Origin of the sequence: Streptococcus chosunensis (genome assembly GCF_003626515.1) — a bacterium.
In the GTDB taxonomy this organism is placed as follows: Bacteria; Bacillota; Bacilli; order Lactobacillales; family Streptococcaceae; genus Streptococcus; species Streptococcus chosunensis.
Genome location: NZ_RBCK01000001.1, coordinates 510048 through 525070 on the forward strand (window position 1 = coordinate 510048; position 15023 = coordinate 525070).

12 protein-coding genes are annotated in these 15023 nt (G+C 40.5%); 8 read left to right on the plus strand and 4 right to left on the minus strand.

The genetic code is table 11. From position 1 onward, the window contains the following. Positions 1 to 4 precede the first annotated feature (4 nt). From D7D54_RS02470 to D7D54_RS02505, 8 genes are all read left to right on the plus strand, one after another. On the plus strand, positions 5 to 469 hold the full coding sequence (locus tag D7D54_RS02470; protein ID WP_016465828.1) for an NUDIX hydrolase: 465 nt from the start codon (positions 5 to 7) through the stop codon (positions 467 to 469). 12 nt (positions 470 to 481) lie between these two features. After that, positions 482 to 1750: a dihydroorotase gene (locus D7D54_RS02475; RefSeq protein WP_120718756.1), complete on the plus strand. Its 1269-nt coding sequence runs from the start codon at positions 482 to 484 to the stop codon at positions 1748 to 1750. A 41-nt stretch (positions 1751 to 1791) separates the two neighbouring features. Beyond that, positions 1792 to 3153, plus strand: a complete 1362-nt coding sequence (gene pdrM, locus D7D54_RS02480) for a sodium-coupled multidrug efflux MATE transporter PdrM (RefSeq protein ID WP_120718757.1) — start codon at positions 1792 to 1794, stop codon at positions 3151 to 3153. 153 nt (positions 3154 to 3306) lie between these two features. Continuing rightward, positions 3307 to 4275: a thiamine pyrophosphate-dependent dehydrogenase E1 component subunit alpha gene (locus tag D7D54_RS02485; protein ID WP_020903336.1), complete on the plus strand. Its 969-nt coding sequence runs from the start codon at positions 3307 to 3309 to the stop codon at positions 4273 to 4275. A gap of 15 nt (positions 4276 to 4290) precedes the next feature. After that, positions 4291 to 5283 (plus strand): alpha-ketoacid dehydrogenase subunit beta, encoded by a 993-nt coding sequence (locus D7D54_RS02490; protein ID WP_000448714.1) that lies wholly within the window; start codon positions 4291 to 4293, stop codon positions 5281 to 5283. Between the two features lie 520 nt (positions 5284 to 5803). Further along, positions 5804 to 6847, plus strand: a complete 1044-nt coding sequence (locus D7D54_RS02495; RefSeq protein WP_120718758.1) for a dihydrolipoamide acetyltransferase — start codon at positions 5804 to 5806, stop codon at positions 6845 to 6847. A 45-nt stretch (positions 6848 to 6892) separates the two neighbouring features. Further along, positions 6893 to 8596 (plus strand): dihydrolipoyl dehydrogenase, encoded by a 1704-nt coding sequence (gene lpdA, locus D7D54_RS02500; protein WP_120718759.1) that lies wholly within the window; start codon positions 6893 to 6895, stop codon positions 8594 to 8596. 58 nt (positions 8597 to 8654) lie between these two features. Continuing rightward, entirely contained in the window at positions 8655 to 9644 is a 990-nt protein-coding gene (locus tag D7D54_RS02505; protein WP_120718760.1) for a lipoate--protein ligase, read from the plus strand. Between the two features lie 72 nt (positions 9645 to 9716). Here D7D54_RS02505 and xerS read toward each other — a convergent pair whose 3' ends face one another. The 4 genes from xerS to ylqF form a co-directional block, all read right to left on the minus strand. Then, a complete protein-coding gene (gene xerS, locus D7D54_RS02510) occupies positions 9717 to 10787 on the minus strand; it encodes a tyrosine recombinase XerS (RefSeq protein ID WP_020903340.1) in 1071 nt (356 codons plus the stop codon). An 895-nt stretch (positions 10788 to 11682) separates the two neighbouring features. After that, positions 11683 to 13233 carry a ClC family H(+)/Cl(-) exchange transporter gene (locus tag D7D54_RS02520; protein WP_120718761.1) on the minus strand — a complete coding sequence of 517 codons (1551 nt, stop codon included), beginning with the start codon at positions 13231 to 13233 and terminating at the stop codon, positions 11683 to 11685. Positions 13234 to 13255: 22 nt separating this feature from the next. Then, positions 13256 to 14029 (minus strand): ribonuclease HII, encoded by a 774-nt coding sequence (locus D7D54_RS02525; RefSeq protein ID WP_120718762.1) that lies wholly within the window; start codon positions 14027 to 14029, stop codon positions 13256 to 13258. Next, positions 14016 to 14867 carry a ribosome biogenesis GTPase YlqF gene (gene ylqF / locus D7D54_RS02530; RefSeq protein ID WP_120718763.1) on the minus strand — a complete coding sequence of 284 codons (852 nt, stop codon included), beginning with the start codon at positions 14865 to 14867 and terminating at the stop codon, positions 14016 to 14018. The genes D7D54_RS02525 and ylqF overlap by 14 nt, the downstream gene beginning before the upstream one ends. Positions 14868 to 15023 lie beyond the last annotated feature (156 nt).

Sequence of the window (15023 nt, forward strand, 5' to 3'; positions counted from 1 at the left end):
AAATATGCCTCAGTTAGCGACGATTTGCTACATTGATAACGGAAAAGAACTGCTCATGCTCCACCGTAATAAGAAGCCCAATGATGTCCATGAAGGGAAATGGATTGGTGTGGGTGGTAAACTAGAGCGTGGAGAGACGCCTCAGGAATGCGCGACACGTGAAATCCTCGAAGAAACAGGACTGAAAGCTAAGCCAGTTCTAAAAGGTGTTATCACATTTCCTGAATTTACACCAGATTTAGACTGGTACACCTATGTTTTTAAAGTGACAGAGTTTGAAGGTGAATTGATTGATTGCAACGAGGGGACGCTGGAATGGGTTCCCTATGACGAGGTTTTGAGTAAGCCTACTTGGGAAGGTGACCATACCTTTGTTGAGTGGCTTTTAGAGGATAAACCCTTCTTTTCAGCCAAGTTTGTGTATGATGGGGATAAATTGTTGGATACCCAAGTCGATTTCTATGAATAAAGGAGAAAGCAGATGCTACTAATCAAAAATGGTCGTGTAATGGATCCCAAGTCTGGTTTGGATCAAGTGTGTGATGTTTTGGTTGAAGATGGAAAGATTATCAAAATTGCGCCTGAAATCAAAGAAGAAGGAGCAGAAATGATTGATGCTACTGGTCTTGTAGTTGCTCCTGGCTTGGTTGATATCCATGTTCATTTCCGTGAACCTGGTCAGACCCACAAGGAAGACATCCATACTGGTGCCCTAGCAGCCGCTGCAGGTGGTTTTACAACGGTTGTCATGATGGCTAATACTAGTCCAACCATTTCAGACGTGGAGACTTTGCAAGAAGTTCTCCAGTCAGCTGCCAAAGAGAAGATTAATGTCAAGACGGTTGCGACCATTACTAAAAATTTTAATGGGCAAGATTTGACAGACTTTAAGGCACTCTTAGAAGCTGGAGCAGTTGGATTTTCAGATGATGGTATTCCACTTGAAAGCAGTAAAGTTGTAAAAGAAGCTATGGAGAAAGCCAAAAAGCTTAATACCTTTATTAGCCTTCATGAGGAAGATCCAGGATTGAACGGTGTTCTTGGATTTAATGAAAACATTGCTAAAGAACATTTCCATATTTGCGGTGCGACTGGGGTGGCTGAGTATGCTATGATGGCGCGTGATGTCATGATTGCCTATGCAACTAAGGCCCATGTTCACATCCAGCATTTATCTAAGGAAGAAAGTGTTAAAGTAGTTGAGTTTGCTCAAGGTTTGGGTGCGCAAGTCACAGCAGAAGTAGCGCCACAGCATTTTTCTAAGACCGAAGCACTTCTTTTGACACAAGGTAGCAATGCTAAGATGAATCCGGCACTTCGTTTGGAATCAGACCGTCGTGCTGTTATTGAAGGTCTTAAATCAGGCATCATCACAGTTATCGCAACTGACCACGCGCCTCATCATGCAGATGAGAAAAACGTTGAGGATATTACCAAAGCGCCATCTGGTATGACTGGTTTGGAAACATCTCTTTCTCTCGGTTTAACTTATTTGGTGGAAGCTGGGGAGCTGAGCTTGATGGAATTACTTGAAAAAATGACATACAACCCATCCAAGCTTTACAACTTTGAAGCAGGTTACTTGGCTGAGAATGGTCCAGCGGACATCACTATTTTTGATGCTAAGGCTGACCGCCTTGTGGACTCCCATTTTGCTTCGAAAGCAGCTAATTCACCATTCATCGGTGAAACCTTAAAAGGGCAGGTTAAATATACCATCTGTAAGGGACAAATCGTCTATCAAAACTAGGTGGGAGTCTGCTCTGTAAACCAAAAGAATAGAGAGCTTATATGTACCAAACCCGTCATTTTAAAGACAAGTTTATCTTATTTTTAAAGATATTTTTCCCTATACTGATTTATCAATTTGCCAATTATTCTGCATCCTTTGTTGATACGACTATGACTGGCCAATACAACACCATGGACTTGGCTGGTGTGTCTATGGCAACCAGTATCTGGAATCCTTTCTTTACCTTCCTGACAGGGATTGTGTCAGCTTTAGTACCCATTATTGGTCACCATCTTGGTCGAGGCAAAAAGGAAGAAGTTGCATCTGATTTTTACCAGTTTATCTATCTGGCCTTGGGTCTATCTGTGCTCTTGCTGGGGATGGTACTTTTCTTGGCACCACCAATCTTGAATCATATTGGCTTAGAAGTATCAGTAGCAGCAGTAGCGGTTCGCTATCTTTGGTTTCTATCTATCGGAATTATCCCCTTGTTGCTCTTTAGTGTCATTCGTTCCTTGCTGGATTCTCTAGGGTTGACCAAACTGTCCATGTATCTCATGCTTTTGTTACTTCCTCTCAATAGTGGATTTAACTATCTTTTGATTTACGGGGCCTTTGGTGTTCCAGAACTGGGAGGTGCTGGCTCTGGATTAGGAACTTCTTTGGCTTATTGGGTCTTGCTGGGGATTTCTGTTCTGGTTTTATTTAAGCAGGAGAAACTCAAAGCCTTACATCTTGAGAAACGCATTCCACTTAATATGGATAAAATCAAGGAAGGGGTTCGCTTAGGTCTGCCCATTGGAGGAACTGTCTTTGCGGAAGTGGCTATCTTTTCCGTGGTTGGCTTGATTATGGCTAAGTTCTCGTCCTTGATTATTGCTAGTCACCAGTCAGCTATGAACTTTTCAAGTCTCATGTACGCCTTTCCTATGAGTATCTCATCGGCTATGGCCATTGTCGTGTCTTATGAAGTGGGAGCTAAGCGATTTGATGATGCGAAAACCTATATTGGTTTAGGAAGATGGACTGCCCTCATTTTTGCGGCCTTCACCTTAACTTTCCTTTACATTTTTAGAGGAAATGTGGCCAGTCTTTATGGTAACGACCCAGAATTTATCAATTTGACAGCGCGCTTTTTGACTTATAGTCTTTTTTTCCAGTTAGCAGATACCTTTGCGGCACCGCTTCAGGGAATTTTACGGGGGTATAAGGATACCGTTATTCCTTTTTACCTTGGTTTGGTTGGTTATTGGGGCGTAGCAATCCCAGTGGCTATTGTATTTGATTCCCTAACAGATTTTGGAGCTTATTCTTACTGGATTGGCTTGATTATTAGTTTGATTGTGAGTGGAGCGCTCTACCGTTGGCGTTTAACTGTGATTATGAAGAGATTTGAATCTTTAGCAAAATCCAAACGCTAAAAAGTTTGTGAAAAAATATTCTTGATAAGAAAATTCCTTGTTTTTACGGGGTTTTCTTTTTTATTTTGTGAAATTTCTTTTAGAAAAACTTTGACAGTATTTGCCAAAAACGGTAAAATAGTAAGGTAAGAAGAAACTTAGAAAGGCAAGAAGATGTCAACTTTAGATAAAAATCTTTTGCTAGAGATGTTCCGTAAGATGGAAGAAATCCGTCGTATGGACTTAAAAATTGCGCAATTAGTAAAGAAAGGGAAAGTGCCAGGAATGACGCACTTTTCTGTTGGAGAAGAGGCGGCTAACGTGGGTGCTATGTTGGCTCTCAATCCAGATGATCTAATTACCTCAAACCACCGTGGTCACGGACAAGCTATTGCCAAAGGAATTGACCTCAACGGAATGATGGCTGAAATCCTCGGTAAATATACTGGAACCTGTAAAGGTAAAGGTGGTTCTATGCATATCGCTGACCTTGATGCTGGTAACCTTGGTGCCAATGGTATCGTAGGTGGTGGTATGGGAATCGCTGTTGGTGCAGCCCTCAGTCAGCAAATGCAACATACTGGAAAAATCGTTGTCTGCTTCTTTGGAGATGGTGCGACCAACGAAGGTGTTTTCCACGAAGCAGTAAATATGGCTTCTATCTGGAACCTGCCAGTCATTTTCTATTGCATTAACAACGGTTACGGTATCTCTGCGGATATCAAGAAAATGACTAATGTGAAGCATATCCATCAACGTAGCGCTGCTTATGGAATTCCTGGAATGTTCATCGAAGACGGTAACAATGTCATAGATGTCTATGAAGGATTTAAGAAAGCTGTAGATCATGTTCGTGGTGGCAATGGTCCAGTCTTGATTGAAAGTGTAACTTATCGCTGGCTTGGTCATTCATCATCTGACCCTGGTAAATATCGTACCCGCGAAGAAGTGGAATTGTGGAAACAAAAAGACCCAATCGAAAACCTTCGCAAGTACCTCATTGAAAACACTATTGCAAGTGCCGAAGAATTGGAAGAAATCCAAACGCAAGTCAAGGAAGCAGTAGAAGCTTCTGTTAAATTTGCAGAAGAAAGTCCATTCCCACCGCTTGAATCAGCCTTTGAAGATATTTACGCAGACTAAGGAGAAAGAGATAAAATGGAAACAAAAACAATGTCCTTCCGTGACACCATTATCCTTGCTATGTCTGAGGAAATGCGTCGCGATGAAAATGTGTTCTTGATGGGAGAAGACGTCGGTGTCTTCGGAGGAGACTTCGGAACTTCTGTTGGAATGCTTGAAGAATTTGGTCCAGAACGTGTTCGTGACTGTCCTATTTCTGAAGCTGCCATCTCTGGAGCAGCAGCCGGAGCAGCCATGACAGGACTTCGTCCAATCGTTGATATGACCTTCATGGACTTCTCGGTTATTGCCATGGACAATATCGTCAACCAAGCAGCTAAAACACGTTACATGTTTGGTGGTAAAGGCCAGGTTCCAATGACTGTTCGTTGTGCAGCAGGTAACGGAGTTGGTTCTGCAGCCCAGCACTCGCAATCACTAGAGTCTTGGTTTACTCATATTCCTGGACTTAAGGTTGTGGCTCCAGGTACACCTGCTGACATGAAAGGACTGCTCAAGTCTTCTATCCGTGATAACAACCCAGTTATTATTCTTGAGTACAAGTCAGAATTTAACCAAAAAGGGGAAGTACCAGTTGATCCAGACTACACGATTCCACTTGGAGTCGGCGAAATCAAACGTGAAGGTACAGATGTAACAGTGGTTACTTATGGAAAAATGCTTCGCCGTGTGGTTCAAGCTGCTGAAGAATTAGCAGAAGAAGGCATTTCAGTTGAAATTGTTGACCCACGTACCCTTGTTCCGCTTGATAAGGATATCATCATTAACTCAGTTAAGAAGACTGGTAAGGTTGTTCTGGTAAACGATGCCCACAAAACAAGTGGCTATATCGGAGAGATTTCAGCAATTATTTCAGAATCAGAAGCATTTGACTATCTAGATGCACCAATCCGCCGCTGTGCAGGAGAAGATGTGCCGATGCCTTATGCACAAAACCTAGAAAATGCAATGATTCCAACAGTTGAAAGCATCAAAGATGCCATCCGTAAAACCTATAACAAAGAATAGGATCACATAAGATAAATTATGTAAAAATCGTATCCTGTCACAAGAAGAGTTGGTTCGATAATAACCGATGAAAGATTTAGTCAGTCTACAAGGTTGGCCGCCTGATAGCGGCAACCGTAGCAACTTGAGATGCATTACGTATCCAAGTTACTTGCAAAGTTGCGACAGGAGGGAGTCGAATCGATAATATTCGACGAACGACTTAGTAAGTCTACTAGGTTGACCGCCTGATAGCGGCAACCGTAGTAACTTGAGATACGTTCCGTGTCCAAGTTACTTGTAGAGTTGAACACGGGCTAAAAGCTCGGAAAAAAGATAAATCTCCTTGGCTTCATCGAAGCCATCGTCGATTTCCTATTTTTCAGTCGCTTTTTACGCCCTTTGTATCATGTAATTGAATTCGGACGGAGGTCTGCGAAAAAAAGATAGATTTCCTTGTGTTCATCGAACACATCGTCAATCTCCTATTTTTTCATTGCCCTCTTCGTCCTTAATATCTTAGTATAGAATTGGAGAGGTCATGGCTGATGACAAGCTAAGAGCGACTCCTGCGGCTAGAAAGTTAGCGAATGATCTAGGGATCAACCTCTACGACGTTTCTGGCTCAGGTGCAAACGGTCGTGTCCACAAAGAAGACGTGGAAACTTATAAAGACACAAATGTGGTTCGCATTTCGCCACTTGCAAAACGAATTGCCCTCGAACATAACATTGCTTGGCAGGAAATCCAAGGAACTGGTCATCGTGGTAAAATCATGAAGAAGGATGTTTTGGCCTTGCTTCCTGAAAATATTGAAAACGACACCATCAAGTCTCCTGCTCAGATTGAAAAAGTGGAAGAAGTCCCTGATAACGTAACACCATACGGTGAAATTGAACGTATCCCAATGACACCAATGCGTAAGGTTATTGCCCAACGTATGGTTGAATCTTACCTAACTGCACCAACCTTCACTCTCAACTATGAAGTTGATATGACTGAAATGTTGGCTCTTCGTAAGAAGGTTCTTGAACCAATCATGGAAGCAACTGGTAAAAAAACTACTGTAACAGACCTTCTTTCACTTGCAGTTGTTAAGACACTTATGAAACACCCATACATCAACGCTTCATTGACAGAAGATGGCAAGACCATTATCACTCACAACTATGTCAACCTTGCGATGGCAGTTGGGATGGATAATGGATTGATGACACCTGTTGTTTACAATGCTGAGAAGATGACTCTTTCAGAGTTGGTTGTAGCCTTCAAGGATGTTATTGGCCGTACCTTGGATGGCAAATTGGCTCCAAGTGAACTTCAAAATTCAACATTCACAATCAGTAACTTGGGAATGTTTGGCGTTCAGTCCTTTGGTCCTATCATCAACCAACCAAACTCAGCTATCCTTGGTGTGAGCTCGACAATCGAGAAGCCAGTTGTCGTCAATGGTGAAATTGTGATTCGCCCAATCATGAGTCTTGGTTTAACAATTGACCACCGTGTCGTAGATGGTATGGCTGGTGCTAAGTTTATGAAAGACTTGAAAGAATTGATTGAAAATCCAATCTCAATGTTGATTTAAGAGCAAGAGTATTCATTTTTAAGATATAGATAAAGGAAGGAAGACATGGCCTTAGAAGTAATTATGCCAAAAGCCGGCGTTGATATGACAGAAGGACAAATCGTCCAATGGAATAAAAAAGTCGGAGAATTTGTAAAAGAAGGAGAAATCCTTTTGGAAATCATGACTGATAAAGTCAGCATGGAATTGGAAGCCGAAGAAGATGGTTACTTGATTGCTATCCTCAAAGGAGATGGGGAAACAGTCCCTGTAACGGAAGTTATCGGTTACCTTGGTGAAGAAGGGGAAAACATCCCAACAGCTGGAGCAGCAGCACCAGAAGCTAGCCCAGCACCTACAGCAAATGCCTCAAACGATGATGGTAAGAGCGATGATGCCTTTGATATCGTTGTGATTGGTGGAGGTCCTGCTGGTTATGTTGCAGCCATTAAAGCTGCCCAACTCGGCGGTAAGGTTGCCCTTGTTGAGAAATCTGAACTTGGTGGAACCTGCTTAAACCGTGGATGTATTCCAACCAAGACCTACCTTCATAACGCTGAAATTATCGAAAATATCGGTCATGCCGCAAACCGTGGTATCGTAATCGAAAATCCAAACTTCACTGTAGATATGGACAAACTCCTTGAAACCAAGTCTAAGGTTGTTAATACCTTGGTAGGTGGGGTTGCAGGTCTTCTTCGTAGTTATGGAGTTACTGTACATAAAGGTATTGGTACTATTACTAAAGACAAGAATGTCTTGGTAAACGGTACTGAATTACTTGAAACCAAGAAAATTATCCTTGCTGGTGGTTCAAAAGTCAGCAAAATCAACGTCCCTGGTATGGAATCTCCACTTGTCATGACTAGTGATGACATTCTTGAAATGAATGAAGTGCCAGAAAGCCTTGTTATCATCGGTGGTGGAGTTGTTGGTATCGAACTTGGTCAGGCCTTCATGACATTTGGTTCAAAGGTAACTGTTATCGAAATGATGGACCGTATCGTGCCAGCTATGGATGCTGAAGTTTCTAAAAATCTTCGCTTGATTTTGGAACGTAAAGGAATGACCATCTTAACTGGTACAAAACTGCAAGAAATCATCGAGGAAAATGGTCAACTTCGTATCAAGGTTGAAGGAAAAGACGATATCATCGCAAGTAAAGCTCTTCTTTCAATCGGTCGTGTGCCGGATCTTGAAGGTATTGGAGAGGTTGAGTTTGAATTGGATCGTGGTCGTATCAAGGTCAACGAATACATGGAAACTTCTGTTCCAGGTATCTACGCACCAGGTGATATTAATGGTACTAAGATGTTGGCTCACGCAGCTTTCCGTATGGGTGAAATTGCTGCTGAAAATGCTCTTAAAGGAAATCATGCTGTTGCCAAGTTGAACTTGACTCCTGCAGCCATCTATACTCTTCCTGAAGTAGCAGCAGTAGGTTTGACAGAAGAACAAGCCCGTGAGAAATACGATGTTGCCATCGGTAAATTCAACTTTGCAGCTAACGGTCGTGCAATTGCATCAGATGCAGCTCAAGGATTTGTTAAAGTCATTGCAGATAAGAAATACGGAGAAATCCTTGGTGTTCATATTATCGGTCCTGCAGCTGCAGAGTTGATCAATGAAGCGTCAAGCATCATCGAAATGGAAATTACTGTTGAAGAAATGTTGAAGACTATCCACGGACACCCAACCTACTCTGAAGTGATGTACGAAGCATTTGCGGATGTTCTAGGAATGGCCATTCATTCACCTAAAAAAAAATAAAAGAAAGATAGATTAGACTGGAAGCTTATTTCCAGTCTCTATCGTATAAAGGGATATCATGAAATATATTATCAATCATTCAAACGACACTGCATTTAATATCGCCTTGGAAGAATATGCCTTTAAACACTTACTAGATGAGGATCAAATCTTCCTACTTTGGATTAACAAGCCATCTATCATTGTCGGGCGTCATCAGAATACTATCGAAGAAATCAACCGTGATTATGTTCGAGAAAATGGTATTGAGGTGGTCCGCCGTATCAGCGGTGGTGGAGCTGTTTACCACGATTTAAATAACCTCAACTACACGATTATTTCAAAAGAAGATGAAAACAAGGCTTTTGACTTTAAGAGCTTCTCAACTCCAGTTATCAATACCCTAGCTCAACTTGGGGTTAAAGCTGAGTTCACAGGTCGTAATGACCTTGAGATTGATGGTAAGAAATTCTGTGGCAATGCACAAGCCTATATCAATGGCCGTATCATGCACCACGGTTGCTTGCTCTTTGACGTTGATTTGTCAGTCCTCGCAAATGCCCTCAAGGTTTCAAAGGACAAATTTGAGTCAAAAGGTGTGAAATCCGTTCGTGCTCGTGTAACCAATATTATCAATGAACTACCAGAAAAAATCACAGTCGAAGAATTCCGTGACTTACTCTTGGAATACATGAAAAAAGAGTACCCAGAGATGACTGAATATGTTTTTTCTGAACAAGAATTGGCTGAAATTAACCGTATCAAGGATACCAAGTTTGGAACTTGGGACTGGAACTACGGTAAATCACCTGAATTTAACGTTCGTCGTGGAACAAAATTTACCAGTGGTAAGGTTGAAGTTTTTGCCAACGTCCTTGAATCAAAAATCCAAGACATCAAGATCTATGGTGACTTCTTTGGTATTGAAGACGTTGCTGCAGTAGAAGATGTCCTTCGTGGGGTGAAATACGAACGCGAAGACGTCCTTAAGGCGCTAGAAACCATTGATATCACACGCTATTTTGCTGGTATTAGCCGTGAAGAAATCGCTGAAGCGGTAGTTGGATAAATCAAAAAGAAGTTGGTTGTAGGACCAGCTTCTTTTTTTGATATGTATTTACATAATTTAAAATACGTAAAATCATAAACTATCTAGAGCATTTTTTTGTTCATCGTTGACGATATGGGTATAGAGGTCAGTGACTTGTGTACTGGCATGTCCTAGCTGATGACTGACCAAAACTTGCGATTTAGTGGCATCATAGAGCCTGGTTGCTAGCGTATGGCGTAGTTTATGGGGTGTTACACGGACTTTGAAGTCCTCAGAGTACTTAGCAACCATTTTCTCAACGCTGGAAGCATCGATACGATTAGGAACACCTCTGTAGAGAGTCAAAAAAAGGGCTGTATCTGTTTTTTCTGTCTTATAGCGTTGATTTCGAATGGCTAGATAATTCTCTAGATAAGGTTTTGCAAAGGCAGCGACATTGACCGAGTCACGTTTGCCCCCTTTTCGAGTGACATCAATAACCATCATTTTGAGATTGAGATCCCTTATATCTAGATTAACTGCTTCAGACAAGCGAACACCGGACGCCAAGAGAAGAGCAATAATGGCCAAATCACGTTCTTTATTTTTATTAAATGAAGATAGGGCGCGATTTGAGAGCTGTTGTGGGTAATCTTGGTCGATATAAGTTAGAAAACCTTCTGTTTCATCACCTAGAAAGAGCTTTTGCTTGATGTTTTCAGCTCTGGCAGCAAGTGTTTCTTTCTTTTTTTTGGTTGAAACTTTTTTCATTACATTACGATAAAAATAAGGTTCCCCCTGATCGTTTTCGACTTCCTCGGTTAGATACTTATAAAGACTGGAGAGAGCTGACAAGGTTCGATTGATAGTTGTCTGAGAAACTCCTTGCTTGGTTGTATTAGCATTCAGCAAAGGGCGTTCACGTAGGTAAAGAATAAAAGATTCCATGTCTTTCTTAGACATATTTTCCAAGACAGATAAAGAAATATCAGATATTCTATCGGCGTTTGAGATACCAGACTCTAAAACCCAGCTGAAAAATCGATCATATTCCTTGAGGTATTCGTACAAGGTTGTAAAACTGTAAGGTACAGCCAGCTTAGATTGGTAGTATTCAAGAACATACCAGGGCATGATTTGTTTTAGTTTGTCGATTCGTTCCAGTAAAATCTCACGTTTCATGTATTTTCTCCATAAATAAGTCTACTAGTAGTATAGCATAGACTTATTTATTTTTCAAGAAAATTATAGTTTTTCGGAAAGATGTTGTAGAGCTTTTTAAAAAAGACTTAGACCAAAATTATAAATCGGATAATAACTAAAAAAATTTTTTTGAACAAAAATAGCTAAAAATGTACGTTATCAAAGTGAAAACTGAAATTTTTTAAATGTTCATTTTAGTGAAAATGTACTTTACTAAATTTCAAAACCTTATTAAATCAATGTTTCTAGGCTAACAAGAGGTCTTTAAGTGGCCGTTTTTGTACATTATGTATCTAAGCTGCTAGATCAAAAAATGTACTTTATCTTGCCTTAAAATAAAGTACATTTCAATTATAAAGTACATTTTTCAAAGAGTGTACATTACGTCTTAAACTCAGTTGTATCAAGGGTTTATCTGCTGTCTAGGGAAAAGTACAAAAATTTCCAGTTTTTCTTCGGAGTTTCTATTGTGAATCATTATCTAGTGCTTTTTCTAGTTTCCAAATACTAAACCAGAATGAAATAGTCAGCAGAATAAGGAAAATAAAAAAGAGATTATCAGTAACGAAACTTCTGTTCATTCTACATAACTGAAGAGCTATATAAGGAGCTATGAGATACAAAATACATTGTATAATTGCTATTGTTTTCTTTTTCATGATTTTAATCTTACTGTACAGATTTGATACAGTAAACTCCTTTCTAGCTTTATCATTTCTAACTTGATTATAGTCTTATTTTTACCAAAGTTCAATTATTTGTATGTGAAATATCTTATCTGTAAAAAACAACCGATCTCATTGCTGAGAATCGGTTTTCTAAAATATTTAATTAAGAAATTTATTTTTACATAACATAAATTATGTAAAAACTTCTACAACAACAAATCTTTAACTTTCCCAATTTCACTTTTTGGAATAACTAGGTGAATCATATCACCTAGATACATTCTGGTTGAGCCGTTAACTGTTTGGCTCTTACCATTATGAACTTGGGTTGTGATGAGTATATTGTGTGGTAAGTTGAGTTCATGTACTTGTTTTCCTGCTATTTTATCTGAAACAGGGATTTCAATAAGGGTGACTTCTCCTTCATCTGTCGCTTCTTCTGGCAGCATTTTTTCTAGCATAGCCTCATAGACTGGAGCACCCTTGAGTAGATCCATGATGATGTAGGCAACTAAGGTTACTAATCCAAGTGGCATGAGATTGCGAATATCTCCTACCATCTCAGTTACGAGTATCATTGCAGTTAAGGGAGCCTTGGATATTGCTCCAAAATAGCCACTCATTCCTAGAATAACAAATATAGGGAATTGCTCTTGACTGACAAGTTCAAGATTGACACAAATGACACCAACTAGGGCTCCAAGCAAGGAACCAAGCGCCAAAATTGGTAGGAAAATTCCTCCTGGAAGTCCACTTCCATAACTAATCATGCTCCAAATAAAGCGAATCAAAAAGTAAACTAATAGAACTTGGAAACTAAAATCTTGCTCAGTTAAGGAAAGAACCAGCTGATTCCCACCACCAAGGATTTGTGGTAAGAAAATTCCCACTGGTATGATGAGAATGAAGGCAAGAATTGGAGAATAAGCTCTATCCAAATGGATTTTTTGACCAAGCCAATCATAAACTCTGCCAACATTGAGTACAGCTTTCTCATAGATAAAACCGGAAAGTCCAAGAAAAATTCCCATAAGGAGGTAAATCCAATACTGACCTAGGGTCATGAGTGGGATATTATCTGGCATATCCAGTACGGGTGTTAGGCCAAATATGAGCAGAGAAACAAAGTTTGCTACGAGACTGGCTGCTAGAGTTGAGACCCAGAAAAAGCGTGAAAAATGGTGATAGACTTCTTCTACCACAAAGAGAAGTCCTGCAATCGGTGCATTAAAGGCTGCAGCTAGACCAGCGGCAGCTCCACTAGCAATCAGGGAGCGTTCCTCTACTGGACTGGATTTGAGCCATTTGGCAATTCCTTTACCACCAACCGCTCCAAGTTGAATACTGGGTCCTTCACGCCCCAGCATAAGGCCACTTGCAATAGCAAGAATTCCTAGAATATATTTTTTCCAAAGAACACCCCACCAGTTGAGAGTCATCAATCCCTTTAATTCGGCTTCGACTTGAGGAATTCCTGAACCTTTGATGTCTTTTTCTGACCGAGTTAATTTCGCACTGAGCCAACAAACTATTAAATAAAATAGACTAATGATAAAAAGATTGCGCACTAGGTGCGCTTGATCTTGATAAAGTCCTTGTATCAGGTGGAAGCCTTTTTCGATTAAGAAACGAAAGGATCCGACGATGAGCCCGACAACGAGACCAACAATGATTCCTCGTCCAACTTGGGATAATATAGTACTTGAGGCAAAGGCAAATTCTTTCTTGGAACTAAGTGTTTCTGACTGTTCCTCCATAATCATTCCTTCTAACTTAACTTTATTTTTCTCCTGAAACCAGCGATTTAACGGGTTCAAAGCTGGTCCGGTGAATTGGGGTAACTCCTAGTTTTTTCAGTCCTTCTAGATGTTTAGCTGTTCCATATCCTGCATTAGCAGTAAAATCATAACCAGGGAACTGCTGATCGTAGTCCTTCATCAATTCATCACGTGTCACCTTGGCTACTATAGAAGCTGCTGCAATCGAGAGGGAATTGGCATCTCCTTTGATGATAGATGTTTGTGAAATTGGCAAATCCAGTTTCATGGCATCTATCAAAAGGTGCTCAGGTTGAGGACTGAGCTGGGAGATTGCTTCCTTCATGGCCAGTTTGGTTGCATCATAGATATTGACTTGGTCAATGACCTGATTATCCATGATACCAATTCCGATTGACAAGGCTTGGCCTTGAACTGCTTGGAAAATCTCCAGATGTTTCTTTTTAGGAATTTTCTTACTGTCGTTGAGGCCTTGAATCTTACAATTTTTAGGTAAGATGACGGCTGCGGCGACTACAGGGCCAGCCAGAGGGCCACGGCCAACCTCGTCAACACCTGCTATCAAGGTCAATCCTTGCTTATAAAGTTTTTTTTCATAGGAAAGCATGGATTCCAAACGAAGATCCTCATCCAATTCTGCCTGAATAGCTTTTTTACGCTTGCTAATTTCCTTTTGAACTCCAGAACGATTATCCTGCTCGAGTTCTAAAAAAATAGGGCTATCTAACTCCTTGACTGTTGCAAGGAGTTCTTTGATTTCTTTAATCGTCGCCATTGAGGTCTTCCAATGTATCTAAGGTATAGTTACCGAGTTTGCCGTCACGGACTTCCTTCACGAAGAGACTGTAAAAGCGGTCATAGTCATCACGGAAACCGAGGGCACGGGTCATGTCCATAATAATAACAGGCGCTTCTTCTTCAATTTTCATTTGTTTGAAGCGTTCGGCCAACTTTTCTGGATAATGTTCTTTGAAATAATTGAGGCCAAAAATAGTTACCTCGTCCATAGGAAGCAACTGGTCTTTGATAGCTCCAGTCAAGGCCAACTTAAGAGCTACAGTTTCATCCTCAAACTTAGGCCAAAGAATCCCCGGTGTATCCAAGATTTCCAGGTCTTTATTTGTTTTGAGCCATTGTTGTCCCTTGGTAACCCCTGGTTTATTACCGACAACGGCAATTTTTTTACCAGCCAAACGGTTCATGAGAGTTGATTTACCAGCGTTTGGAATTCCGATAATCATGGTACGCAAGGTTTCAATCTTGATACCACGTTCCTTCTGGCGAGCAATCTTATCCGCCATGAGCTTTTTGGCCGCATCTGTTACAACTTTTACAGTCACTTGCTCTTTGGAGTTGATAGCTAGCGTCTGAATTCCTTGTGATTCAAAATACTGGCGCCATTCCTTGGTCATTGCTGGATCAGCCAAGTCTGCCTTGTTTAAAATCAAGAGTTTTGGTTTGTCACCAACAATCTTGGTCAACATAGGATTTTGACTAGATAGAGGTAAGCGTGCATCCACCAAAATCGTCACAAAATCAACAAATTTTAAATTTTCCTGCGCCTGTCGGCGCGCTTTAGACATGTGACCAGGAAACCATTGAATAGTAGCCATAATATATCTCCTTCGGATTGAAAAGATTGTAAAAACGTTTTCTTTCTTATCTTCTATTCTATCATAAATTATCCTTTTTTGCACTAGCTTTTGTTTGTAATAGATGCTTTTTAAAGGAATAATAATTTCAAATCCACTTGATTTATATATTAACTT

Coding starts and splice junctions, on each gene's coding strand:
- D7D54_RS02470 (WP_016465828.1), top strand. CDS start 5: ATGCCTCAGTTAGCGACGATTTGCTACATTGATAACGGAAAAGAACTG.
- D7D54_RS02475 (WP_120718756.1), top strand. CDS start 482: ATGCTACTAATCAAAAATGGTCGTGTAATGGATCCCAAGTCTGGTTTG.
- pdrM (WP_120718757.1), top strand. CDS start 1,792: ATGTACCAAACCCGTCATTTTAAAGACAAGTTTATCTTATTTTTAAAG.
- D7D54_RS02485 (WP_020903336.1), top strand. CDS start 3,307: ATGTCAACTTTAGATAAAAATCTTTTGCTAGAGATGTTCCGTAAGATG.
- D7D54_RS02490 (WP_000448714.1), top strand. CDS start 4,291: ATGGAAACAAAAACAATGTCCTTCCGTGACACCATTATCCTTGCTATG.
- D7D54_RS02495 (WP_120718758.1), top strand. CDS start 5,804: ATGGCTGATGACAAGCTAAGAGCGACTCCTGCGGCTAGAAAGTTAGCG.
- lpdA (WP_120718759.1), top strand. CDS start 6,893: ATGGCCTTAGAAGTAATTATGCCAAAAGCCGGCGTTGATATGACAGAA.
- D7D54_RS02505 (WP_120718760.1), top strand. CDS start 8,655: ATGAAATATATTATCAATCATTCAAACGACACTGCATTTAATATCGCC.
- xerS (WP_020903340.1), bottom strand. CDS start 10,787: ATGAAACGTGAGATTTTACTGGAACGAATCGACAAACTAAAACAAATC.
- D7D54_RS02520 (WP_120718761.1), bottom strand. CDS start 13,233: ATGGAGGAACAGTCAGAAACACTTAGTTCCAAGAAAGAATTTGCCTTT.
- D7D54_RS02525 (WP_120718762.1), bottom strand. CDS start 14,029: ATGGCGACGATTAAAGAAATCAAAGAACTCCTTGCAACAGTCAAGGAG.
- ylqF (WP_120718763.1), bottom strand. CDS start 14,867: ATGGCTACTATTCAATGGTTTCCTGGTCACATGTCTAAAGCGCGCCGA.